Annotated in this window: 23 protein-coding genes; 17 read left to right on the plus strand and 6 right to left on the minus strand. The window is 56.7% G+C overall.

All coding sequences use genetic code 11. The annotated features are described in order from the left end of the window. Positions 1 to 98: 98 nt before the first annotated feature. The 4 genes from AC1RO5_RS09060 (at position 99) to AC1RO5_RS09075 (ending at position 3329) form a co-directional block, all read left to right on the plus strand. The gene (locus AC1RO5_RS09060) at positions 99 to 941 is read left to right on the plus strand and encodes an SDR family oxidoreductase (protein WP_493174598.1); all 843 of its coding nucleotides are present in this window, start codon (positions 99 to 101) and stop codon (positions 939 to 941) included. Between the two features lie 37 nt (positions 942 to 978). Beyond that, complete coding sequence (locus tag AC1RO5_RS09065) at positions 979 to 1740, plus strand: SDR family NAD(P)-dependent oxidoreductase (protein ID WP_493174599.1); 762 nt, start codon at positions 979 to 981, stop codon at positions 1738 to 1740. A 92-nt stretch (positions 1741 to 1832) separates the two neighbouring features. Then, positions 1833 to 2249, plus strand: coding sequence for an ester cyclase (locus tag AC1RO5_RS09070; protein ID WP_493174600.1), 417 nt, complete (start codon positions 1833 to 1835; stop codon positions 2247 to 2249). 168 nt (positions 2250 to 2417) lie between these two features. Continuing rightward, positions 2418 to 3329, plus strand: a complete 912-nt coding sequence (locus tag AC1RO5_RS09075) for an AraC family transcriptional regulator (protein WP_493174601.1) — start codon at positions 2418 to 2420, stop codon at positions 3327 to 3329. 467 nt (positions 3330 to 3796) lie between these two features. Here the strand turns inward: AC1RO5_RS09075 and AC1RO5_RS09080 are convergent, their stop codons facing one another. Next, positions 3797 to 4813 (minus strand): AraC family transcriptional regulator, encoded by a 1017-nt coding sequence (locus AC1RO5_RS09080; protein ID WP_493174772.1) that lies wholly within the window; start codon positions 4811 to 4813, stop codon positions 3797 to 3799. A 260-nt stretch (positions 4814 to 5073) separates the two neighbouring features. Here AC1RO5_RS09080 and AC1RO5_RS09085 point away from each other — a divergent pair, with 260 nt between their 5' ends. The 3 genes from AC1RO5_RS09085 to AC1RO5_RS09095 all read left to right on the plus strand — a co-directional run bounded on the left by AC1RO5_RS09085 (position 5074) and on the right by AC1RO5_RS09095 (position 7277). Beyond that, positions 5074 to 5988 (plus strand): SDR family NAD(P)-dependent oxidoreductase, encoded by a 915-nt coding sequence (locus tag AC1RO5_RS09085; protein ID WP_493174602.1) that lies wholly within the window; start codon positions 5074 to 5076, stop codon positions 5986 to 5988. Positions 5989 to 6103: 115 nt separating this feature from the next. Further along, positions 6104 to 6400: a YciI family protein gene (locus tag AC1RO5_RS09090; protein ID WP_493174603.1), complete on the plus strand. Its 297-nt coding sequence runs from the start codon at positions 6104 to 6106 to the stop codon at positions 6398 to 6400. A gap of 103 nt (positions 6401 to 6503) precedes the next feature. Next, positions 6504 to 7277: an SDR family NAD(P)-dependent oxidoreductase gene (locus tag AC1RO5_RS09095; RefSeq protein ID WP_493174604.1), complete on the plus strand. Its 774-nt coding sequence runs from the start codon at positions 6504 to 6506 to the stop codon at positions 7275 to 7277. Between the two features lie 76 nt (positions 7278 to 7353). On the opposite strand, the gene AC1RO5_RS09100 is transcribed toward AC1RO5_RS09095, so the two are convergent. After that, positions 7354 to 7959, minus strand: coding sequence for a TetR/AcrR family transcriptional regulator (locus AC1RO5_RS09100; protein WP_493174605.1), 606 nt, complete (start codon positions 7957 to 7959; stop codon positions 7354 to 7356). 131 nt (positions 7960 to 8090) lie between these two features. Here AC1RO5_RS09100 and AC1RO5_RS09105 point away from each other — a divergent pair, with 131 nt between their 5' ends. The 4 genes from AC1RO5_RS09105 to AC1RO5_RS09120 all read left to right on the plus strand — a co-directional run bounded on the left by AC1RO5_RS09105 (position 8091) and on the right by AC1RO5_RS09120 (position 12042). Next, positions 8091 to 9173: an alkene reductase gene (locus AC1RO5_RS09105; protein ID WP_493174606.1), complete on the plus strand. Its 1083-nt coding sequence runs from the start codon at positions 8091 to 8093 to the stop codon at positions 9171 to 9173. A gap of 51 nt (positions 9174 to 9224) precedes the next feature. Then, positions 9225 to 10007, plus strand: a complete 783-nt coding sequence (locus AC1RO5_RS09110; protein WP_493174607.1) for an SDR family NAD(P)-dependent oxidoreductase — start codon at positions 9225 to 9227, stop codon at positions 10005 to 10007. A 44-nt stretch (positions 10008 to 10051) separates the two neighbouring features. Further along, positions 10052 to 10912, plus strand: coding sequence for an alpha/beta fold hydrolase (locus tag AC1RO5_RS09115; protein ID WP_493174608.1), 861 nt, complete (start codon positions 10052 to 10054; stop codon positions 10910 to 10912). A 128-nt stretch (positions 10913 to 11040) separates the two neighbouring features. Continuing rightward, on the plus strand, positions 11041 to 12042 hold the full coding sequence (locus AC1RO5_RS09120) for an NADP-dependent oxidoreductase (protein WP_493174609.1): 1002 nt from the start codon (positions 11041 to 11043) through the stop codon (positions 12040 to 12042). Positions 12043 to 12219: 177 nt separating this feature from the next. Here AC1RO5_RS09120 and AC1RO5_RS09125 read toward each other — a convergent pair whose 3' ends face one another. The 3 genes from AC1RO5_RS09125 to AC1RO5_RS09135 all read right to left on the minus strand — a co-directional run bounded on the left by AC1RO5_RS09125 (position 12220) and on the right by AC1RO5_RS09135 (position 14875). Next, complete coding sequence (locus tag AC1RO5_RS09125; RefSeq protein ID WP_493174610.1) at positions 12220 to 12924, minus strand: helix-turn-helix transcriptional regulator; 705 nt, start codon at positions 12922 to 12924, stop codon at positions 12220 to 12222. A gap of 2 nt (positions 12925 to 12926) precedes the next feature. Beyond that, entirely contained in the window at positions 12927 to 13859 is a 933-nt protein-coding gene (locus AC1RO5_RS09130; protein WP_493174611.1) for an NAD(P)-dependent alcohol dehydrogenase, read from the minus strand. 113 nt (positions 13860 to 13972) lie between these two features. After that, a complete protein-coding gene (locus AC1RO5_RS09135; RefSeq protein ID WP_493174612.1) occupies positions 13973 to 14875 on the minus strand; it encodes a LysR family transcriptional regulator in 903 nt (300 codons plus the stop codon). A gap of 147 nt (positions 14876 to 15022) precedes the next feature. Between AC1RO5_RS09135 and AC1RO5_RS09140 the strand changes: the two genes are divergently transcribed. The 3 genes from AC1RO5_RS09140 to AC1RO5_RS09150 are packed head-to-tail and all read left to right on the plus strand — an operon-like array spanning position 15023 to position 17702. Beyond that, positions 15023 to 15796, plus strand: coding sequence for an SDR family NAD(P)-dependent oxidoreductase (locus tag AC1RO5_RS09140; RefSeq protein ID WP_493174613.1), 774 nt, complete (start codon positions 15023 to 15025; stop codon positions 15794 to 15796). A gap of 41 nt (positions 15797 to 15837) precedes the next feature. Beyond that, positions 15838 to 17157: an MFS transporter gene (locus tag AC1RO5_RS09145; RefSeq protein ID WP_493174614.1), complete on the plus strand. Its 1320-nt coding sequence runs from the start codon at positions 15838 to 15840 to the stop codon at positions 17155 to 17157. After that, positions 17154 to 17702 carry a gluconokinase gene (locus AC1RO5_RS09150; RefSeq protein WP_493174615.1) on the plus strand — a complete coding sequence of 183 codons (549 nt, stop codon included), beginning with the start codon at positions 17154 to 17156 and terminating at the stop codon, positions 17700 to 17702. Before AC1RO5_RS09145 ends, AC1RO5_RS09150 begins: the two co-directional genes overlap by 4 nt. Positions 17703 to 17916: 214 nt before the next feature. On the opposite strand, the gene AC1RO5_RS09155 is transcribed toward AC1RO5_RS09150, so the two are convergent. Further along, a complete protein-coding gene (locus AC1RO5_RS09155; protein WP_007936649.1) occupies positions 17917 to 18831 on the minus strand; it encodes a LysR family transcriptional regulator in 915 nt (304 codons plus the stop codon). Between the two features lie 268 nt (positions 18832 to 19099). Between AC1RO5_RS09155 and AC1RO5_RS09160 the strand changes: the two genes are divergently transcribed. The 3 genes from AC1RO5_RS09160 (at position 19100) to AC1RO5_RS09170 (ending at position 23669) form a co-directional block, all read left to right on the plus strand. Further along, positions 19100 to 20122, plus strand: coding sequence for a zinc-dependent alcohol dehydrogenase family protein (locus tag AC1RO5_RS09160; protein WP_493174616.1), 1023 nt, complete (start codon positions 19100 to 19102; stop codon positions 20120 to 20122). A 588-nt stretch (positions 20123 to 20710) separates the two neighbouring features. Further along, positions 20711 to 22201 (plus strand): hypothetical protein, encoded by a 1491-nt coding sequence (locus AC1RO5_RS09165; RefSeq protein WP_493174617.1) that lies wholly within the window; start codon positions 20711 to 20713, stop codon positions 22199 to 22201. 67 nt (positions 22202 to 22268) lie between these two features. Next, on the plus strand, positions 22269 to 23669 hold the full coding sequence (locus tag AC1RO5_RS09170; protein ID WP_493174618.1) for an aminotransferase-like domain-containing protein: 1401 nt from the start codon (positions 22269 to 22271) through the stop codon (positions 23667 to 23669). Positions 23670 to 23713 lie beyond the last annotated feature (44 nt).

The raw sequence follows: 23713 nt of genomic DNA on the forward strand, positions 1-23713 counted from the left end.
CAAGATTCGTCATTTTAGGCAATGAATACGCCGATTGATGCAGCAACCAAAAGGAGAGGCTCGACACAATAGGCACTCGTTAGAAAAGGAACTATCACATGACTGAGAAAAAAGTTTGGTTCATCACCGGTGCTGGCCGTGGACTGGGTGTAGACATCGCCAAAGCGGCAATCGCTGCCGGACATGCCGTCGTTGCCACCGGCCGTGATGCCGGGAGAGTACTGGCGGCAATCGGTGAACATGAAGACTTGTTGGCTATCAAGCTTGATGTCACCCGTCCCGATGACGCCCAAGACGCCGTCGAGGCCGCTATCGGCAAGTTCGGACGGATTGATGTACTGGTCAACAACGCGGGTAACTTCTATGCGGGCTTCTTCGAAGAGCTCAGCTCGGAACAGGTGCGCAGCCAGATCGAGACGCTGCTGTTCGGTCCGATGAACGTCGCTCGTGCAGCACTGCCGGTGATGCGCAAGCAGCACTCGGGTCTGTTGCTGACCATTTCCTCCACGGCGGGTATCGCTGGCGGTATGTTCTGCACGGCCTATGCGGCGGCAAAATTCGGCCTCGAAGGATGGATCGAGTCGCTCGCGCCAGAGATCGAACCCTTCGGCATTCGCACGATGTTGGTCGAGCCAGGTTTCTTCCGCACAGAACTGCTGACGGCCGATTCCACCACCTACGCGCTACCTTCCATCGACGACTATGCCCAGCGCACGCGAGAGACCGTCACAGCCTGGAGTGGCATGGACGGCAAACAGGGCGGTGACCCTGCCAAGCTCGCCGACGCGATTGTGCAGCTGGCAGGGCTCGACGAGCCGCCGGTTCGTTTCGCCGCGGGCTCCGATGCAGTGCAGACCTTTGAGGCCAAGGCCAATGCGTTACTGGCACAGGCCGACGCCTACCGTCAGTTGTCGTCCTCTCTTGCTCACAATGACGCCTGACGCTCAGTTCTCTCCTTGGTTCGCAAAGGACACATTCATGACATCAACACTCTCGGGCACCGTCGCCATTGTCACCGGAGCCAGTAGCGGAATTGGCTACGCCACCGCGCGGGCGCTCGCGGCACGGGGCGCCAGAGTCGCCCTGATTGCTCGCCGCCAAGACCGATTGGATGCTCTCGCTGCGCAAATTCGGGCGGCAGGTGGCAGCGCCCTCGCGGTGCTCGCCGATATCACTGACCGCGCTCAATCCGAGGTGGCTGTTCAGACGGTCGTCGAACGGTTCGGGCGGCTGGACATTCTGGTCAACAACGCAGGGCTGATGCTGCTTGGCCCTATTGTCGGCGCCGATCCCGAGGAATGGGAGCGGATGATTGCGATCAACCAGAAAGGTCTGTTGTACATGACCAACGCAGCTTTGCCGCACCTGCTGGCTGCTGCCGAAGACGGGCCTCGCCGGGTCGCCGATATCGTCAACATCTCATCGATCGCTGGCCGTGTAGCCTGGGCCAACTATGGCGTCTACAACATGACCAAATTCGGCGTGAACGGATTCACCGAATCCCTGCGTCAGGAGATCACCAAGAAGCATGTCCGCGTGGGTGTGCTGGAGCCGGGCGGTGTTGATACGGAGTTGGGCTCGCATAACAGCGGAACGATGCGCGACAGCATCGATACGTTCTATGAGACCACCGAGGTGCTGCAGGCCGAGGACATCGCCGACGGTGTGACTTACATGGTCACCCGGCCACGTCACGCTGCCATCAGCGAGCTGTGGATCATGCCCACCGACCAGGCTTAAGGGATCTTCAGCGAGGGGCTCTCTATGAGTAGCCCTTCTAACGAGGTCGAGGCGGTATTTCACAAGCGACTCACATCAAAAGGGAAACCATCATGGAAACGGGATCAAAAAAGCTTCTGATGAAGCGCTTCACTGATTTCATAAACACCGCGAGCGATGAGTTGGCCGGGGAGTTGATCTCTGCGCAGGCGATATTTTTCGTCCCGGGGCGTTCTGAACCTTTGCGGGGGCCGGACGGATATCAGGAGATCATTGCGATGATGCGCGCAGGCTTTCCAGATATTCAGTGGACGCTTGAGGAATTGATTATTGAGGGCGACAGGGTGGCCGCGCGCTTCACGATGCGCGGTACACATCTTGGAAGCTTCCTGGGTGTTCCACCTTCCGGAAAGACTATCGAAGTCAAGGCGGTAAATTTCTATCGGTTCGCCGATGGTCAAATAGTTGAAGAGCATGGGCAGCCTGACCTGCTGGGTCTTCTTCAGCAGATCGGTGCGGTACCGCTATAGGTCCACGGTCGGGCTCAGTGCCAGGTCTTTGCAGTCGCAACTCGCCTTCGCAAAGCCGCCGAAACATGCTCAAAGTCGGAACCGCACTGGCCACACTGCCTGTGATCGCCTCGGCACCGGCCGCTGGTTTGCCGTATCTATCGACTTCATGTTTTCGAGGAGAGCACTGTGCAGCCTGCTACCAAAAATCACCAAGTTGCCACCAACACAAGTCGCCTCGCCGGCGTCGTCAGCCAGATTGTGCGCAGTGATTGCGACCTGATCACCGCCGTTCCCGGCCTGAGCCTGCATCGACGCAAGTCTTCCACTGCGCCTGTGCACTGTATTTACGGACTGGGGATTGGGGTGACCTTGCAAGGCTGCAAGCAGGTCATGGTGGGGGAGGAAGTGCTTAGTTACGCACCGGGGCAGTCCATGGTTACCAGCGTTGACCTACCGGTCATTTCACATGTGACCCAAGCGAGCGTCGCACAACCGTTTCTGGGCCTGATGCTTACGTTCGACAGCGCCTCGGTGATACAGCTGGCCGAGCGCATGCGGTTGTCACCGCGCATGAAGGATGAAGGGTTCCGGCCTATCACCGTACAGGCGCTGGACGCCGCGGTGCTTGATGCACTGGGGCGATTGGTCGGACTGCTCAGCGAGTCTGAACTGCTTGAAACACTCGCGCCGTTGATCAAGGAAGAGATCATAGCTCGCCTGTTAAGCGGCGCTCATGGTTCGCAGTTGCTACATGTCGTCGCCGCGGGCTCACCGAGCCAACACATCGCCAAGACGCTTGCCTGGCTGAAACTTAACTTTCGCCATGCGCTACGCATGGACGACTTGGCGGCGAATGCCCATATGAGTCCGTCTACCTTTCGCCAGCATTTCCGCACCGTAACAGGCATGAGTCCGCTGCAGTATCAGAAACAATTGCGGCTGCAAGCGGCTCGACAGTTGATGCTAAGTCAGAATGTCGACGCAAGCAGTGCGGGAGGATTGGTGGGTTATGAAAGCTCGTCGCAGTTCAGTCGCGAATACAGCCGTCTGTTCGGAGAGCCGCCGCAGAGGGACATAAAACGAATGCGCTTGCAGTAAATAAGTGACAGCTGCGAATGGCGATCTTTCGCTGACCGTGAGATCGCCAAGCGGCCGACTCGAGCAGAGATGTGCCAGCCCCTTTCAAAGGCTTTCAGGGTCGCCGAAGAACATTTTGACAGGGCTCTAGAGCGATGCTTTTAGGCCTAAATCTATAGGTGCTGCCCCCATATCTGCCCCAATAGCGCGGTGTACTTGAGCGATAGGGAGCGAGTTTGCCCAACCCGCATGCGGTGCACGAACAATTGCGAATCGTCTTCTGCTATAGGGCGGAAGCGGTCTCTCCTGACTGTCTGCTGTCGACTGTGGATTCAACTTGTTTGATTCGACATTTCAGACGGTGAGTGAGTGGGCCCGTTTACCTTAATCGTGTCGGTCTTGCGACGGCGCGCATGGGGCGTTGTATTCCTAAACCTAACGTCAAGGTAAGCAAAGCTTTAGCCTTTCATCTTGACCCTTTAGCCAACTCAGTCCTTTTGCTTTTTTGCTGAATTGGCAGGTAGGGAGTAACTGCTGTTAACCATCTGAGATCTCGCCGTACGCGGTGTACTTCCTGTCCACGATTGAAATGCGCGAGCAAAGGAGTTGGAGTCCTCAAACCCCAAGAGAAACGAGATCTCTGCGCTCGACATTGCCGTGTTGCGTAAGTAGTGATGTGCCAAGGAATCGCGCAACGTATCCAGCGTCTGCTGGAAGGTAGTTCCTTCATCCTGCAGTCTGCGCTGAAGAGTGCGGGTACTGACCCCGAGTTTTCGACTGACCGCCTGCATTGATACTTCGCCTGCCGGCAAAGATTCAAGAAGCATACTGCGTACCCGTTCGACCATACCGGATGTCCTGTCCAGGTCGGACAACCGCTGACGTAGACTGGGCTCAAAGAACAGCCACATCTTATGGTTTTCCGTCAGGAAGGGGCGCTCGACGTCCGCGGCTGCAAATACCACGCTGGCCTGTGGAGCGTTAGTTACAGGAACGCCGAAGTAGGCCAGATACGCATCTGAGTCCAATTCAAGTGTCGGCGGCGAAGGCCAGCTCACTTGCAACGGTTGAACAGGGCTACGTGTCGCCAACCTTGCCAGCTGAACAAAAAACACGAGCTTGAACGCCAAAAACACGTTTGGCGGCGGCTCTGAGGGGTCTAAAAATTCCATCGTGACGGTGGTATGCGCGCTAGTCTGCACGACCCGAATCACCATCGGAGCGATTAGCCTCACATATTTGGCAATCCGGTCGAGGGCGCTGCCCATGTTGGCGCTGCACAGCGCGGCAAAAAGCTCCGGATCAAACCAGTCTGAGGACATTACTCGAGCGATTTGCAGAGGTGCGGGCAAGTCCGCGTTTATAGATTTGGCCTCTGCTTCGATAGCCTCCCAAAGCTTGAAGAAACTTGCCGAGTCCAGGCGAACGTTCTGTCGCGTAAACAAATCGCCTGGTAATTGGGCCCGACGCAAAACGGGAGCCGTTGCCAGTCCCGCGTCTTGCATCAATAACCGCCATCCTGGCCAAACTGAATAGTCCAAAGTTGAGCTGCGTTTATCACTCATGGGGAATTTATTTCACTCATGGGGAGATTCGTTTTCAGTATCCAATGGCTCAGTTTAGGTGGCCAATCACGCCACGACAACGGCGGATGGCGCCAGAAACGCCGGGGCAAAATTGGCGCCTTTCGAGGTCAAGTTGGCGCGTTAGGCGAGTGCTAATCGTTCACTATGCGAGCAATGTATGTCCTATCTGAGACGATGGATTGCCCGATCTCGATGGTTGCGTCGGTATCGCAAAAATACAGACAAAGCATCTTCGAGAACAAAACGGGTTTTGCGCTTTTCTTCCCACTAATGGTAGTCAGATGAAAAAGACAGTTTTAATCACCGGTGCTTCATCGGGTTTCGGCTTGACTCTTGCGACTAATCTTCATCAGCAGGGTTTCAATGTCATTGGTACCAGTCGTAATCCGGAGAAATATGCAAGTAGAGTTCCATTCAAATTACTGCGTTTAAATATAGATGATGATAGCTCTATTCAGTCTTTTGCTGACGAACTGTTCAAAAGTATCAAAATCCTGGATGTATTGGTCAACAATGCTGGCTACATGGTTACGGGTATTGCGGAGGAGACACCTGTAGAAATAGGTCGACAGCAGTTTGAAACAAACTTCTGGGGTACCGTCAAGATTACAAATGCTGTGTTGCCGCATTTGCGGAAGCAAAAAAATGGCAAAATCATCACGATCAGCTCAATGGTAGGCTTGATAGGTCCGCCGAATCTTTCTTATTACTCGGCATCAAAGCACGCGGTGGAAGGGTATTTTAAATCTTTGCGCTTCGAGTTGAGTCAATTCAATATAAAAGTCAGTGTGGTTGAACCAGGTTGGTTTAAAACCAATCTTGGTCTGAATGCCTTCTCGGTAACTGATGGCAAGATTGCAGACTACGATCTTTACCGTACAAAAGTGAATCTGGTAACCCAAAAAGGTATAGATGAAGCAGAATCGCCGCACGCCGTTGTGAGTGCAATTACCAAGCTTATCGAGGCGAAGGAACCAAAGTTTAGCAACCCTGTGGCGAAAATGGCTGGCATGATTCTATTCCTTCAAAGTTACCTGCCAAAAATGTTTGAGATTTCAATACTCAAGAGCGTTGCATCGGGCAAAAAGTTATAGAGAGTCTATAAGGCTCTGTTGTTTGCAGTGATTCAGATGTGTTCAGAATCTGCCATCTTCTGTCTTCGCGGCCACGTGCGCAAGCTTTTGACCATTGCATAACGAGGACTCGTTTATGAAATATTATCTTTGCAAGTATATCCCGCCGCGTGCGGACTTCCTGGCAACAATGACTGTCGACGAGCGTCAGTGGATGACTCAACATGGCATTTATCTGAATGAGCTTCTTGCACAGGGCGTCGTCGTGGCTCACGGCCCGGTGATTGATGATGCTGGCGGCTATGGCGTTTCGCTGTACCAAATTCCGGATGATCAGGATATCGCAGCTATCACATCGCAGGATCCTATTGTGAAGAACGGTGTTGGGCACTACGAACACTACTCTATGCTTCATTTGAAAGCGCGTGGATGATTCGTGGGCTATTGATCTCGTTGAATTTTTTTCAAGTATAACTTTTATGTTCAATATTCTACGGCTTGCAAAGTTGTAAAAGCCAAAAACAGGAAATGTAGACATGACAACTGCACTAATCACTGGCGCATCGAGTGGCATCGGCTCTGTTTATGCTCGCCGATTTGCCGCTCGTGGCCGTGACCTTGTTCTCGTCGCTCGCGCGACTGACAAACTCAACGTCCTCGCCACCGAGTTACGTGACAAACATGGTGTTTCCATCGAAGTCATTACCGCAGATTTGACCGACGGCATGCAGATCGAGCCGGTGCTTCAGCGACTGCGCTCAGAGCCATCGATTGATATTCTCGTCAATAATGCCGGAGCGGCATTGATGGGTGATTTCGCGACAGCCGAACCTGTCGAGATGTACACGTTACTTCGACTTAACGTCCTTGCCCCAACCTTATTAACGTCTGCTGTCATCGGTGGCATGGTGAAACGTGGCAGCGGTTCGATCATCAATATCGCGTCCGTGCTGGCCCTTCTACCTGAATACTCCCCCGGTATCTACGCGGCCACTAAGTCCTACGTGCTGACGCTCTCGCAGAGCCTGGCAGCAGAAGTCGCGTCGAAGGGCGTTTACGTCCAGGCCGTGCTGCCTGCTGCTACACGTACAGAAATTTACGAACGTGCGGGCGGCGACATCAGCAAGGTGCCCGACGTGATGGAAGTTGATGATCTCGTGGATGCGGCACTGGTTGGTTTTGATCGTAAGGAGTTGGTCACCATTCCACCTGTACCTGACGTTGCGGCATGGGAAGCTTTCGAGTGCGGACGCGGCTTCTTGGCACAAGGTTTCAGCAACTCCCAACCCGCTGCACGCTACCGCTCTTGAAGACAGTGGTGACGTCCGACGAAGGTGCGTTGCCATTGCTTTGCCAATGGCTCGCAATGAGATTCAAACCGTTTTGTTAACGTGCATTGAGTTCGGGCAAGGGCGCGTCCGGCTCAGTGCCAGATGGCATCAACGACGCGAGGATGGCGTCGCGGCAGGCCGAGAGAATCTCATCGGCAAGCAGCGAGTCGTCAGGGCAGGCGCGCGACAGAGCGATTGCGCCGACTGCGTGAGCCATTAAAGCGAGGCGCTTGGCACGTGCCTGAGCTGAATCCGCACTGTCCGATTCGTCTTGTAACGCCGCGAGCTGGGCCTCGATGCCGGCAGCAAACGTGGCTCGGACTTCTTCCTCTTTACGGGCAGCATCCCCGCACAACGCGGCCATCGTGCAGCCCGCGGCGCGATTATCGCGATGCTCGCGAGAGAGATAAACCTTAACGAATTCAGACGCAGAAGCACCCACTGTAAGCGCAGCGGATTGCGTCATGCCGCAGTTTGCCGATTCCGCCATCAGGTCGGCTTTGGAGCGGAAGTGCTTGTAGAAGCCCCCCTGAGTGAAGCCAGCCGCCGCCATCAGATCGGCAATGCCCACCCCGTCATAGCCACGCTCGCGAAACAGCGCGGACGCGGTTTCAACGATATGCGCCCGATTGGCCTGCGCCTGTTTTTTAGTGACTTTCATCGCCCATCCAACAACGTTTATCCAGCTGTGATTGCGTCACTATACATTGATGTTGATCGACATCAAACTGTTGACATTTTAGAGTTCGGTCGTAATCATTGACAGCATCTCAATACCTGAAGTTAAACAAAATGACCGAGAAAACGCTGTTCCAACCCTACGTCCTGGGTGACCTGACGCTCGCTAATCGCATCGTGATGGCGCCGTTGACCCGCAACCGTGCAGGCGCTGGATTGGTCCCGAGTGAACTGACCGCGACCTACTATGCCCAACGTGCTTCGGCCGGGTTGATCATCACCGAGGCTACGCAGGTCTCAGCCCAGGCTCAGGGCTATCAGGACACGCCCGGTCTTTACACGCCCGAGCAAATGGCAGGCTGGCGTAAGGTCACGGATGCCGTGCATGCCAAGGGTGGACGCATTTTTGTACAGCTCTGGCATGTAGGCCGCGTTTCTCATGTTGACTTGCAACCAGGCGGCGCAGCGCCAGTCGCGCCTTCAGCGATCCGGGCGCAGACCAAGACCTTCGTCAATAACGGATTTGCCGACGTCTCCGAACCACGCGCTATCGAGCTGGGCGAACTGCCAGGCATCGTGAACGACTTTCGGCAAGCGGCGGCCAATGCGATTGCCGCAGGCTTCGACGGTGTGGAGATTCACGGGGCGAACGGCTATCTGCTGGATCAGTTCATCAAGGATGGCGCCAATCAGCGTACTGATGCTTACGGCGGCTCGATCGAGAACCGCGCACGCCTGCTTATTGACGTTGTCAGCGCCGTGGTGAAAGAAATCGGCGCCAGTCGCACCGGAGTGCGTATCTCACCGGTCTCGCCTGCCAACGGAATTTCCTGCAGCGATCCGCAACCGCAATACGACTACATCGCCGAGCAACTCGATGTTCTGAACATAGCCTTTCTGCATGTAGTGGAAGGTGCGACCGGCGGCTCGCGCGATGTGGCCGAGTTCGACTACGACGCACTACGCCAGCGGTTCAAGCAGACCTACTTGGCCAACAACGGCTACAACCTGGAACTTGCCACGACCCGTCTCAACGCTGGCAAGGCAGACCTCTTCGCCTTCGGCCGCTCGTTCATCAGCAATCCCGATCTGGTTGAACGCTTGAAAACCGGGGCGCCGCTGGCGCAGCCCAACCCGGCCACGCTCTATGGTGGCGGCGCTGTCGGCTATACCGACTACCCGACAATCTCCGGCTGAAGCGCTTATCTGCTTAGTTCACGTCAGAACAATTTTCGAAGGAATTACCTCATGACAAAGCTTGCGACCGTATTCATCACCGGCGCCTCCTCCGGTATAGGCGCCATCTACGCCGAACGCTTCGCCCGCCGTGGCCATGACCTCGTGCTTGTCGCACGAGATATGGCACGCCTTCATGCCTTGGCCGGACGCCTGCGAGAAGACAGCGGTGTTGCTGTCGAAGTGCTCCAGGCCGATTTGACCAAGCCCGATGATCTCGCCGCGCTCGAAACGCGTCTGCGCGACGACGCTCGCATTGGCATCTTGATAAACAATGCCGGGATGGCTCAGTCCGGCGGTTTCGCCCAGCAGAGCGCTGAGTCCATTGAACGGCTTATCACGCTCAACATTACGGCCTTGACCCGCCTCGCAGCAGCGGTCGCTCCACGCTTTGCACAGTCAGGTACGGGCTCAATCGTCAATCTTGGATCAGTGGTGGGTTTCGCGCCCGAGTTCGGCATGACGATCTATGGCGCCACCAAGGCCTTCGTGCTGTTTCTGTCCCAAGGACTGAACCTGGAATTGTCGCCCAAAGGCGTATACGTCCAGGCAGTACTGCCGGCGGCAACCCGAACTGAAATCTGGGAGCGCGCAGGGATCGACCTCAACACAATCTCCGAGGTGATGGAGGTTGAAGAATTGGTAGACGCCGCATTGGTTGGGTTCGACCGCCGCGAGCTTGTCACAATCCCGCCGCTGCACGTGGCTGGCCGTTGGGATGCGCTGGATCAGGCGCGCCAAGGCTTGCTGTCCGACATTCGACAAGCCCATGCCGCCGAGCGTTATCGACCGTAAGTCTGACCCTCACCACGCGCTTGCCCGAATCCGAGGAATCACTGATGAGCAGTTCGACGCCGGTTACCCAATTGACAACCTCTTATGCCCAGGCACCCAATAACCTGGTCATCGCGGGGGAGACTGCCTTCGCGTACCGCGAGTTGGGTTTGAACAGCGGCATCCCTGTTTTTCTACTCAATCATTGGGGCGCCGTGCTGGATAACGTCGATCCGCGCATTGCCGATGGTCTTGCCCGTAAACACCGAGTCATCGCTATTGATTATCGAGGAATCGGTTTGTCCGGCGGCGTTGCACCGGTGACCGTAGATGAGATGGCCCGCGACACTCTCGCGCTGATTCGCACGATGGGTTTTGATCAGGTCGACTTGCTGGGCTTTTCGCTGGGCGGTTTCGTGGCGCAGGACCTGGCTCTGAAGGCGCCAGGTCTGGTGCGCAATCTCATTCTCGCTGGCACGGGCCCTGCGGGGGGACAAGGCATCGACCGCGTCGGTGCGTTGTCCTGGCCACTGATGCTCAAGGGTTTGTTGACGCTGCGCGATCCCAAGACTTATCTGTTCTTTACCTCCACGAAGAGTGGCCGGCAAGCTGCCAGCGCTTTTCTGAAAAGGCTGAAGGAGCGCGAATCAGACCGCGACAAAGGGCCGACTCCTCGCGCGCTATTTCGCCAACTCAACGCTATCAAGGCCTGGGGCAGGCAGGCGGCGCAAGACCTTGGCCGCTTACGGATGCCTGTCCTGGTCGTCAACGGAGACAGCGACATCATGGTGCCGACTGAACTGAGTTACGACATAGCCCGCCGCATACCCCATGCGCAACTCGTGATCTATCAGGACGCAGGGCACGGCGGCGTTTTCCAGTACCACGCAGAGTTCGTACCCAAGGCTCTGGAATTTCTTGCGTAAAGATTCGTTTAGGTTCCATTGAGAAAAAACACTTTTTCCTTAGCCCCGGCAGAGCAGGGGCCTGGAGCGGATCTTGTCGAAGCTCAAGCTTCCCCCCATACCAAACGACCCTTCGGAATCAGAGCACTATGAAAGCGCTTACTTTCAAACGCTATGGCAAATCGCCTGAAATCGGGTTTGCTCAAGTTCCTCGCCCAGAGTTGAAGCCCAACGAAATTCTGGTCGAGGTGCATGCTGCAGGAATAAACCCCATCGACAACATGATCACCACAGGAATATTCAAGCCTATCTTGAGGTTTGAATTGCCAGCCATTATGGGCAGCGATCTGGCTGGCGTCGTTGCCGAGGTCGGGAGCAGCGTAACCCGCTTCAAGATAGGTGATGCCATCTTTGCCAGTGTGTTCGACCTCGGCACAGGGTCAATCGCCGAATTTGCGGTCGTACCTGAGAATGTTGCTGCGCCAAAGCCAACCAACCTGGACTTTGTGCAAGCGGCTTCAATTCCGATGGTAGGGCTCACCTCGTGGCAAGCACTAAAGGAGCGCGCTGATCTTCAACCAGGCCAGAAAGTATTTATTCCTGCGGGATCCGGGGGCATTGGTACCTTTGCGATCCAGTTTGCTAAATACCTGGGGGCCAAGGTGGCAACCAACACCAGTACAGCCAATGTCCAGATGGTGAGCAGCCTGGGCGCAGATGAGGTGATCGATTACAAGAAGCAAGCGTTCGAGAAAGTGCTGCGCGGCTACGATTTAGTGCTCGGCACGATCAGAGGGGACGCGATCGAGAAGTCCGTCGACATCCTCAAGCCTGGCGGCAAGATCGTTTCCCTCGTTGGGCCGTTGGATAAACCGTTCGCTCGCGCTCGCCGGTTGAACGTCTTCCTCGTTTTTGTCTTCGGGTTGATGAGTCGCAAGATCGTGCGGCTGGCGAGAAAAAAAGACGTGGAGTATTCATTTCTCTTCGCTCGCCCCGAGGGTGCTCAACTCAACGAAATTGGCAAACTGCTCGAGTCTGAGCGCATCCGGCCGGTGATCGACAAGGTTTTTGCGTTCGAGCAAGCGAAGGAGGCGCTCGAATATTTAGCCCAAGGCCGCGCCAAAGGCAAAGTCGTGATCAAGATCAAATAAAAAACGGTAGTCCAGTATGGCTCGTGGTGGTTCTCGGTCGCTTCATGATCGCCCCTGCTACGATCTCGACAATTTTGCCCCCATCGCTGAGGATGGATGGGGCCCGCGCCCTGGGACTTTTTGCGAACTGTTTGTTTCCGTCACACGAAGCTCCAACCAACGTATGCTCGACTCCGTTCAGCAAGTCTCGCCGCGGCTGTTACAAGGCAGGATTTCCTGAGCTCGCCATTCCTTAATCAGCCCGCGACGATTACGAGAGTAGCGTTCGACAAGCACCTCAGCGTGTGCGACGTCATCCAGGTCTATCACCCGGAACTTGCTGTCAGCCTCGCACCATGCTGCCAGGGAACGCTTGGTTTCGATAAACCCCAGCATGATCGGCCAGATAATTTGGTCATCAACAGGCGCATGAGCAATCGATAGCGTGATACGCAACTTGCATTGGTCGCGCAGTGCACGGCGGATTTCGCTTAAGTCGATCGGTGTGGAAAGAGTTGCGGGCCTACTTACGTAGAATGTCTCATCGTCGAAGGCCGGACGCATTTCCAAAGGCAAGACGGCGTTAATCTTGGCCAATGCGTTTTTCACAGCGAAGGCAAACTTGTCGTCCATCTGACGACTGATCCATTGGGCGCCGGCTACAAGCGCCTGTATTTCTTCTTCTGTAAATGAGAGAGGGGGAAGAAGAAATCCAGGCTTGAGAACGTAGCCCAAACCAGGCTCACCCTCGATGTCGGCCCCCATACCCTGCAGTGTCAGTACATCGCGACGTATGGTGCGAAGTGACACCCCCAACTCCTGGGCGAGTGTCCGTCCCGATACCGTTCTGCGATGTCGGCGGAGAACTTGCATCAGTTCAAACAATCGGTCACTTCTGGACATTCCTACTCCATTTCGATGACGCCTTTACCGCCGAGTTTTCGACCTTTTTCGAGTTCCCCGATCAGTTGAATAGCGTCGCCTAGGGAAACAGTTTTTCCTATCGGGATCCTGAAGCTTCCCTCACTGGCAGCTTTGGCAAGCTTATCCAGAATTTCAGCGCGCGGCGATCCGATGATTGGTTTGAGTCTGCGATCAAAAATAGCTCGAATAAACTTGCCAGGGCCTGGGTTCAGATCCAGAAACACGCCTCCCGCTCGCAACATCCCAACGCCTGTCGAAACCGGTAGCGTCGCCGCAGTGTCGTAAACCAAATCGAATCGTGTGGCGATACTCGATACCTGCGTGCTCCGATAATCATAGACAGTCTGCACCCCCAGCGACTTTGCTCGCTGGATGTCCTTGGCGCTGCAACTGCCCGAGACGACAGCGCCATGTATCAGCGCTATTTGTACGGCTGCTTCGCCTACGGCACCGGCACAACCGTTTACAAAAACGTGCTGGCCGGCTTGCAGCTTCGCTTTGTCGATTAGTCCGTTCCAAGCGGTTATACCGGGTGTGCCCAGACACGCGGAATCCTCGAACGAAACATCATCGGGTTTATGCGCTAGAAATGCTTCTTTTGTGATGACGGCTTCGCCAAACGCGCCGCTTTCTTTGAATCGGGCCAGGCCGAAAACCGCATCGCCCACCTTCAGCCGCTTGACGCCTGGGCCGACCGATAAAACTGTGCCGGAAAAATCCATACCCATTGCGCGAGGTAATGTCCTCCCGGTGACGATCTTCATCTGTCCACTGCGCAGCTTCCAGTCAATCGGATTGATTGCAGCAAACTTGACCCTTACCGCCACCTCACCTTCACTTGGGGGGAGCAGGTCAAAGTCATCGACCCGCATGACCTCCGGCCCGCCGTACCTGTTGTACTGAATGCGTTTCATCATGCGTCTCCAAACTCCAACTAACGATTGAGGTAATCACGGAGACGACTCTATAGCGCTATGTGGACAGTTTTTGTCACCATTCGATCGCTGTCCTATCACCGCTGATTTCGCTAGCGAAAACGCGCGGCAGCGGGATCAGCCAGCAGTTCGTTCACCAAGTTGAATACGGTGTACTTCACTGGACTGTTCAGATCAACCCAGGCAAGGCCGGTGGTTGCCCGGTAATCGCCCAACTCCAGGGGCTTGGAGATCACGTTGGCGGGCAGGGCTCGCCCGGCACGAGCGGGCAGTAACCCGACGCCAAGCCCGGCGGAAACCAGCGCGAGCATGGTGGTGAACTCGCCCAGTTCCGATGCGATTTCCAGCTGCGTGCCGTGGCCGCTCACGGCTTGCATCAGGCCATCGTAAAATCCGGGTGCATAGCGTCTGGCGAGGATGAAAACGGGTACGTTTGCCAGCGCTGTGGGGTGCAGCGTGCCGCACGCAGCCAGAGGATGATCGACGTGCAAGGCCACTATGAAGGTCTCCCGCAATACTTCCAGGGTTTGAATCCCCGGGGCCACGGCCGGCAAACGCATTAAGCCGAAATCGAGCTGACCGTTTTTCAGCGCCGCGGTCTGATCCGGGCCCGGCATGTCCTTGAGTTCCAGTTCAATCCGCGGGAACCGCTCATGCAGCGAGCGGATCAAGGTGGGCAGCAGTTCGGGCAGTACCGAGGAGACGAAACCCAAACGCACGTGACCTATTTCGCCGCGCCCTGACGCCCTGGCCACGTCCGCCGCGTGGGCCGCTTGATGCAAGGTCGCGCGTGCCTCAGGGAGGAAAATCAGTCCCACTTCGGTCAAGGCGACCGAGTGCCGATTGCGCTCGAACAGGCGCACCCCCAGTTCTTCTTCGAGCAGCTTGATCTGCATGCTCAGCGCCGGTTGAACGATCGACAGCTGCTGCGCGGCTCGACCGAAGTGAAGCTCCTGAGCCAAGGTCACAAATGATCGCAAGTGTTTGATTTCCATTTGAATACTCCGGATTTTCAGAGCCCGTGCCGCAATCATCATGAATTTTGATCACGAGATCATTAATGACGATTGGACGTGATCGCCGGGCTGCGATGAAGTGACGGCAAGGCCGAAAAAGATAAATGGCTATTTGTGGAGAACAGCATGTCATTCAATATCAGTAGCTTCCAGCTTAACGGGCGCAGAGCCCTGATCACCGGTTCGGGCAAGGGGATCGGGCTTGAGCTGGCCAGAGGGTTGGGAGCTGCCGGCGCCACTGTGGTGATCAATGATCGCAATAGTGACAAAGCGCAACTCATCGCCAGTCAATTGCGTGACGAGGGTGTAAGCGCAGAGATCGCGGTGTTCGATGTCACCGATCAGGCTCAGGTCTTCGAAGTGATCAATAGCTTTGAAGCGCAGACCGGAGTCATCGACATCCTGGTGAACAATGCTGGCATTCAGCGGCGTGCACCGCTGGAAGATTTTGCCGCGAACGATTGGCACGAATTGATGCGGGTCAATCTGGACGGCGTCTTCCATGTGTCCCAGGCAGTCGCCCGACACATGATTGCCCGGCGTCGCGGCAAGATCATCAATATCTGCTCGGTTCAGAGCGAATTGGCCCGCCCGACGATCGCTCCCTATGCGGCGTCGAAAGGTGCCGTGAAGATGCTTACCAAGGGCATGTGCGCCGAATGGGCCTGCCACGGTATTCAGGCCAATGGGTTGGCACCTGGCTACTTCGCGACGCAGATGAACCAGGCCCTGGTGGACAATCCGGAGTTTTCCCAATGGCTGTGCAAGCGCACGCCGGCAGGCCGCTGGGGGCGAGTCGAGGAGTTGTGTGGTGCCGCCGTATTTCTCGCATCCGCTGCCTCCGACTTTATCAATGGCCAGACGATCTTCGTCGACGGAGGCCTGACAAGCGTCGTTTGAATGTCACTCCCGTCGCTAAAAAACAACAATAGGGGACACCCATGAGCAATCTCAAAGAGCAGGTAGCGCCGCTGGTCGACATTGACAGGCAGGCTACCGACGACAATCGTCAACAGGTCAAATCCAAAAGCTTTGCACCCAAGCGTTGGCGGTATCTGATTCCGCTGATTTTCATTACCTACAGCCTCGCGTATCTGGACCGCGCCAATTATGGTTTTGCCAGTGCCGCCGGGATCGAGCAAGACCTGGGTATCACCAAAAGCATGTCCTCGTTGATCGGGGCCCTGTTTTTTCTGGGTTACTTTTTCTTTCAGGTTCCGGGCGCTATCTACGCGCAGAAATACAGTGTTCGCAAATTGGTGTTCTGGAGCCTGATCTTGTGGGGCATCTGCGCGATGGCCACGGGACTGGTAACCAATATTCCGATGTTGATGGTGATCAGGGTGTCGCTGGGCATCGTGGAGGCTGCGGTGATGCCCGCCATGCTGATCTTCATCAGTAACTGGTTCACCCGCAAGGAACGCTCGCGCGCCAATACGTTTCTGGTCCTCGGCAATCCGGTCACCGTGCTCTGGATGTCGGTGGTCTCGGGCTATTTGATTCACGCGTGGGGCTGGCGCGAGATGTTCGTGATTGAAGGCGCGCCAGCGTTATTGTGGGCGTTCGTCTGGTGGCGGCTGGCGCGGGACAAGCCCGAGCAGGTCGACTGGCTGACTCAGCAGGAGAAAAACCAGCTGGCCGCGACACTGGCGGACGAACAGAAAGGCATGCAGGTGGTTCGTAATTACCGCCAGGCGTTTACCAGCCCGGTGGTGATCCAGCTGTGTTGCGTCCACGCGCTGTGGAGCATCGGGGTCTACGGTTTCATCATGTGGCTACCGACGATCATCAAACAGGCCGCAGCTGCTGATATTGTCACGGTCGGCTGGTTGAGCGCTGTGCCTTATGTCGCGGCTGTGGCTGCCATGCTCGTGGTGTCCTGGGCGTCAGATAAATCCCAGCAGCGTAAACATTTTGTCTGGCCGCTTCTGGCGCTGGGTGCGCTGGCATTCTTCTGTTCGTACTTGCTTGGCCCAAGTCATTTCTGGCTGTCGTTTGCTTTGCTGACCATCGCCGGGGCTGCTTTGTATGCGCCTTACGGACCGTTCTTTGCGCTGATCCCGGAAGTTCTGCCGTCCAATGTCTTCGGTGGTGCGATCGGCTTGATCAACGCCTGCGGGGCATTAGGCGCCTTTGTGGGCTCGTGGATTGTTGGCTACCTGATCGGCCTCACCGGCAACCCCGGAGCGGCCTATATTTTCATGACCGTCGGTGTGCTGTCCTCGGCGTTGCTCATGGCCTGGGTGAAGGTGCGGCGATGAGAAAAAAAATTGACCGCACGGATGTTAGCGAACCCGGCAATGCGTCAGTAGCCGTTGTGGTGATGGGCGTTGCCGGATGTGGAAAGTCGAGTGTCGCCCGCGCAATCGCCGATGCCCTGGGCGGCATGCTGATCGAGGGGGATACCTTTCACCCGCAAGAAAACATTCGGAAAATGCGCCAGGGCATCTCTTTGACCGACCTTGATCGAGCTGCCTGGCTCGCGTCTCTCAACCAAGCGTTGCACGGCGCGATTACCGCGGGGCGCTTGCCGATACTGGCGTGTTCGGCATTGAAGCAGTGTTATCGCGACGTCCTGGGAAACGGTATTCGCTGCATGGTGACGGTGTTCCTGCGATTGCCTGAGTCAGTCGCCGAGGCGCGCGCGTCCTCACGCACGGATCACTACATGCCGGCAACCCTTGTGGCGAGTCAATTTGCCGATCTGGAACCGCCTCAAGCCGGGAGCAACGTTATATGCATCGATGCAACGCTGCCATTGCCCGAGGTGGTCATGCAACTTGAGTCATGGTGGCGACGACAGTAGTGACTTGGCTCCGGACCAGGTATTGCCAGCAACAGGCCACTCGGTGGCCGGGCTGGATCCATTCGGTGCCCGTTGCACACACCTCTTGATTCCCGCTTGCAGTCATAAACGCCACTCCTTTGAGTGGCGTTTTCATTGCTGTGCGCCGTTCGTCAGCCAATTGGTTATACGCTGTTTGACGCTGACGGGGCTTTTTGAAGTGCGCGATCTCGCATTAAAGACTCTCAGGATCTCCAAAGAACATCTGAATCCGCGACCTCAACCACCGCTCACCCGGATCATTATCCTGCGACCCACGCCAGGCCATGTGCAATTCAAAGCTGCGCACCGGTAACGGCGGATCTTCCGCCCGGACGCCGCCAGCGGCGGTCAACGCTTCGGCGGTGTAGTCCGGGACGGTGGCCACGATGTCGGTGCCGCTGATCAGTGTGCTCAGCCCGTTGAACTGCGGCACCGCCAGCACTACGTGCCGTTTGCGCCCCAGTTTCTCCAGCTCTTCATCTATAAAGCCGCTCAGGTCGCCCGCGAACGACACCAGCGCGTGGGGGCGGGCGCAGAAATCATCCAGGCTCAACGGCCCCGGCACTGTGTCGGCACGCAACAGTTTCGGCATGCTGCGGCGCAGTACTTTGCGCTTGGCGTTGGCCGGCAGGTCGGCGGTGTAGCTGACGCCAATGGAAATTTCGCCCGAGGCCAGCAGGTTCGGCATCAGGATGTAGTTGGCCCGACGCACCACCAACACGATGCCCGGTGCCTCGGCACGCAGCCGCTTGAGCAGCATCGGCAGCAACGCGAACTCGACATCGTCCGACAGACCGATGCGGAATACCGCGGTGCTGGTCGCCGGATCGAATTCCGCCGCACGACTGACCGCGGTGGAAATCGAATCCAGGGCCGGCGAGAGCAGGGCGAAGATTTCTACCGCCCGGGCGGAAGGTTCCATGCTGCGGCCGGTGCGCACGAACAGCGGGTCATCGAACAGCCCGCGCAGGCGTGAGAGCGCCGCACTGATGGCCGGCTGGCCGAGGAACAATTTCTCCGCAGCGCGGGTCACACTGCGTTCGTGCATCAGTGTTTCGAAAACGATCAACAGGTTCAGGTCGACACGACGCAGGTCATTACGATTCATCTGGGGTCCTGGCAGATTCAGCAAACTTGACGTGAGCGACCATATGAGAACAATGGCCGGCGTGAATCTTACGGGGAAAGACTGGTACTCTGCACAGGGTAATTCAGTTTTCCCTGAAAGGCTGCTTCGGTTTTTACGGCATTGGATGATGTCGCCGTCGCTGCGGAATCAATGACAGGCATGTCGACTATTAATAGCCACTGATGGTCTTGGGTAGAAAGCCCAGATAGAGTTCGGGGCATTAGAGGTTACTTTGACGAGGTTTGCGATGTCCCGCACGATCCGTTTTCACAAGTTTGGTCCAGCCGAGGTGCTCAAATGCGAAGAGCATGCGGCCGCTCTGCCTGCGCCGGGCGAAGTGCAGGTGCGTGTCGAGGCGATTGGCATCAGCTGGTACGACATTCTCTGGCGCCAGAACCTGGCTTCCTCCCATGCTCGCCTGCCTTCAGGCCTGGGTCATGAAATGGCCGGCGTGGTCACGGCGCTTGGCGAGGGTGTCGATGACCTGGCTGTCGGTGACAAGGTCGCCAGTTTCCCGGCCGAAAGCCCCAACGATTATCCGGTCTACGGCGAACAGATCGTTCTGCCGCGCACGGCGCTGACCCGCTACCCGGACGTGCTCAGCCCGGTCGAAGCCAGCGTGCATTACACGCCGCTATTGGTCGCCTATTTTGGCTATACCGATCTGGCGCGCGTCAAACCCGGGCAATTCGCCCTGGTGACCGACGCCAGTCACTGCGCCGGACCGTCGTTCGTGCAACTGGGCAAAGCCCTCGGCGTGCGAGTGATTGCTGCGACCAAAACCGCGGACGAGCGTGAATACCTGCTGTCGCTGGGTGCCGAGAAAGTCATCGTCACCGAAGAAGAAGATCTGCTGATGCGGATCAACAAAATTACCGACAACCGCGGCGTCGATGTGGTGTTCGATGGCCTGGGTGGCCCGCAGATGTCGCTGCTCGGCGATGTGCTCGCGCCTCGCGGCAGCTTGGTGCTCTATGGCCTGCAAGGCGGTAACCAGACGCCATTTCCGGCCTGCGCGGCGTTCCAGAAGAACATTCAGTTCTTCGTGCACTGCATCGGCAACTTCACCGGCAAACCGGAGCTGGGCATCCTCCAGGATCAGGCCGCACTGCAACGTGCCCTGCGCGACATCAACCAGTTGACCGCAGACGGTGTGCTGCTGCCGCTCAAGACTCGGGTATTCCCGTTTTCCCAGTTTGTCGAAGCGCACCGCTACATGGACGAATGCCCATGCCGCGAACGGGTCGCCCTCGAGGTCGAACCTGCCTGAGCTCTTCGTACGAGCCTCTTTGTATAAGCCCCACTGGAAAGGTCCGTGCAAGCACGGACTTTTCCGCTGTCAAAACCTCCAAAATGAGACATCCCATCGATCCCTCGGTGGGGCGGTTCAGCAACTGAACTGGTTTTTGCTCTCGATCTGTATCTTCTAATCATTATGTAAGCCCTGATAATTGAATGATTATTTCATCTCAAGGAAAGAGTCATGGCTGGGTATCAGGTTGAAATTTTTCAACGCGCATCGGCAATACATGCTCAACAAATAATTCGACGCCGCTCGGCGGTCATACATTTATTGGCAACTTCTTTCTTTATTTCTTGTATTACATGTCTGTGGGATGTTGTCGGAAATTTCCTAGGAAATCGCTCGGGGCCGAAAAGCGCCAGCCCTGCTGGGCGTTGCGGCGATCCAGCCCTGATTGAGGTCCCCGAGACATGCAACCATTTCAAATAATTACACAATGCTTAAGTGCTAGCATTTGATAACAGCCCCGCCACCCCATTCATGACAGGCAATCCGTCGCGCAGTACATGTAATTGTTTGCGTGGCGTCGAACTTATGAGTAACAGGTAAACAATGATGACCCATACCCATGAACAGGCAATGAATTATGTTTATCAACAAGTACTGCAGCGCTTGCTGAGTTTTTTCTCTCGCGCCGAGCGCACGGCATTGCAACTGATGATTCAGCGCCTGGTGGTGTCGGCTGGAGGTATGGAGCGTATCGGCGATTACAAGGTGTTGGCGATCCAGTCCGGGTCCCGCGACAGCTGCTACACACTGGCGCTGCTGCGCGCTGCGCAACTGAGTATCGCCGGTCGGGCACCGGCGACGTTTCAGCTGCGAGTGGCCACTTTGCGCTTGAATGGCACGGCTGCGACAGCGCTGGAAAACATCCATCGCAGCAGCAGTGCATTGTTTCTCTACGACGATCCTCGGGTCGAAATGTTGATGGTCGATAATCGTGAAGTCTTGCCATTCAACCACCTGGGGCCAATCTCCGAAGCCGGCCGCGAGTCGAATCGGCTCAACCTGCTGATGGTGGGGCACCGTCGTGCCTGGAACGGGCCGCTTGAGTTGTGGGACGACGGGTACCTGGCCACGGGTGAGTTTTATGGACAAATTGCCCGCTGGGACAACGGCGTCGATGTCATGGTCAGTAGCGATTCACCCCGTCGGCAGGCGCAGTTTCTCGATGGCTTGAACCGTGCCGCGGCCAAGGCCGGGCTTGCGCCGCCGAACCACGATGAAGGGGGCTACGAGGGATTGTTCGCGCGGCTCGATGAACTGGGCAGTGATTGCTATCGCGAGTTTTATCCTGACGCTGCTCAGGCTGCATGGCGTCCTGCCGACCGCTTTGAAGCCTGCCGCCGCACGACCTTCATCGACATTCACGACATGCTGGTCAGCAACCTGGAAGAGCGCTGGCCGCTGCTCACGGACTTCCTCGGGTTTCAACCTGACGAACTGACGGCTCAACTCAGTGATAACGACCATGTCAGCCTGTCGATATCCGCGCACCTTCGGGGCTTGCAAGCGCGCTTTGTACACGGTCGCACCTACGAGGAGGGCGTCATCGAGTACCTGCAACGGGCGCTGGTGATGATGCGCCGTAAACAGTTGCCCGAGCGTTTTTGCGAGCAGGCAATGGAGACCTTCGGCAATCCGCTGACAATGGCCGATCAGCGCGGATTGGCGACGGCCGAGGCACAAAAGAATCTCGGTTTGAGTGAAGCCCAACTGGTGTGTCTGCTGTTCGCCCCTTTTGTCGATAACGGCGCGGCACTGGAGCATTTTCTCCGACAGTGCCACCCCGGCATGCTGGTGGCGCTGCCGGAGTTGCACCGGGCGATGCAGGGCGGCCCGGCACCCGAGCAAGTTCTGCAGTGGATGGTTGATGTCAGCGGGTTGTCGGTCAGCCTGATCGGTACGCTTTATCGCATGGAGCCGGTGGTTCGGGACGATGGTAGGGCGTCAGGTACGGAAAGCGGCGACGCGGGCGTGCAAGCTGAAGGCATGGACCCTGAAAATGAAATGGCAGTGACTGGCGAATGGTCGATGGGCCAGTGAACGTTCCTGGTTTGGCGGATTCACCAAGAGTGCGTCATGACGTTCGTAGCGTGTTCGGTCATCACCCATGAAAGGATCACGAGATTCCGATTTCGCGTACCAGGCGGTGTACCGCTACCTGAACAATCTGATCAATGAACCGGGCAGTGACGTGCGAGTGCGCCTGCCTTCATTGCGGCAGTTGGCGGATCGTTTGAGTGTGTCGATCTCGACCATTCAATACGCCTATTCGCTGCTGGAGAAGGAAGGACGCATCTATTCGGTTGCCAAGTCGGGCTATTACGCACTGCCGGTGTCCTCTATCGGCCTGCCCGGCAGCGGCAAAGACCTGCTCGAAACAGTCTATGTCAACGCCAGGCGCCCCGGCATGCTGGTGTTGAGCGCCGATGAACCGGCGTTGTTACAACCCCTGGACAGCCCGTTGTTGTTGCTGGAGAGAGAACTGCTGCGCCAGTATCCGCGCCAGCCACAACCGTCTTCACAACCCTGCGGCGAGCTGGAACTGCGCACGGCCCTTGCGGCACGCTACACCACTTCGCCGACACGTTGCTGGCATGCCGACGATGTCTATATCGGCGCAGACCTGCGCGGTGTACTGGAAATATTGATCGCCGTCCTTGAGCTCAAAGGCACGGTGGTGGTGGTCGAGTCGCCGTGCGACTGGGTGATTCTGCGCCTGTTCCGGGACGCGGACGTGCAGGTTATCGAGCTGCCGCTGCAAGCCTGTGGCGGCCTGGATCTTGAACAGCTGAGAGAACTGCTCGAGACCGGGCAGGTGCGACTGGTGATGCTTTCATCGGGGCTGAACATGCCGCGCGGGAGTGTGGCGCCTGACGGCAACCGGCAATCCACTGCGCAACTGCTGGAACGGCATGGCTGTTGGGTGTTGGAAAACGATTGTTACGGCGAGCTCGAATTCGAACCCAATGGCTTGCGGTTTCGCGACCTGCTGGACCCTGATCGGCTGATCGTGTTTTCCACGTTCGAGAAAATCATCGGCTCGGAGGCGCCCTTTGGTTATTTGCTCTCGCGACAACTGCGCGCCGAGCTGCAGCGGCACTTTCTGCTGCGGGCATTCCGCTTGTCGCTGATTCGCCAGAAAGCCATCGCACGGCTGTACAGCAACGGACGCATCGATCAACACCTGCTGGTGTTGCGTCGGCTGCTCAAGGAACGCATGGTGCTGATGACCCAGCTGCTCCAGGAGCGTCTGCCGGATGCGCTGCATTTCGTCGAACCCCGGGGCGGGGCGACGATCTGGATCCGCTCGTTGCGCCAGGTCAATCTACATCGAGTGTTCCAGCGGCTGCTCAAACAGCAAGTGGTCATCGCGCCGGGGGAGTTATTCAGCCTGCAGGGCCTGCACGCGCAGCACTTGCGCCTGAGTCATACGTTCGGTGGCGACCACGAACTCGTTGCCGCACTGGGGCTGCTGGGGGATGCCTTGCGCCTGGAATCGTTCGATTGAGCCGAGGCGCCAGGCATCCTCGGAACCTGACATTCGATAACGTC

Source organism: Pseudomonas sp. GW822-FHT02G04 (assembly GCF_058802085.1).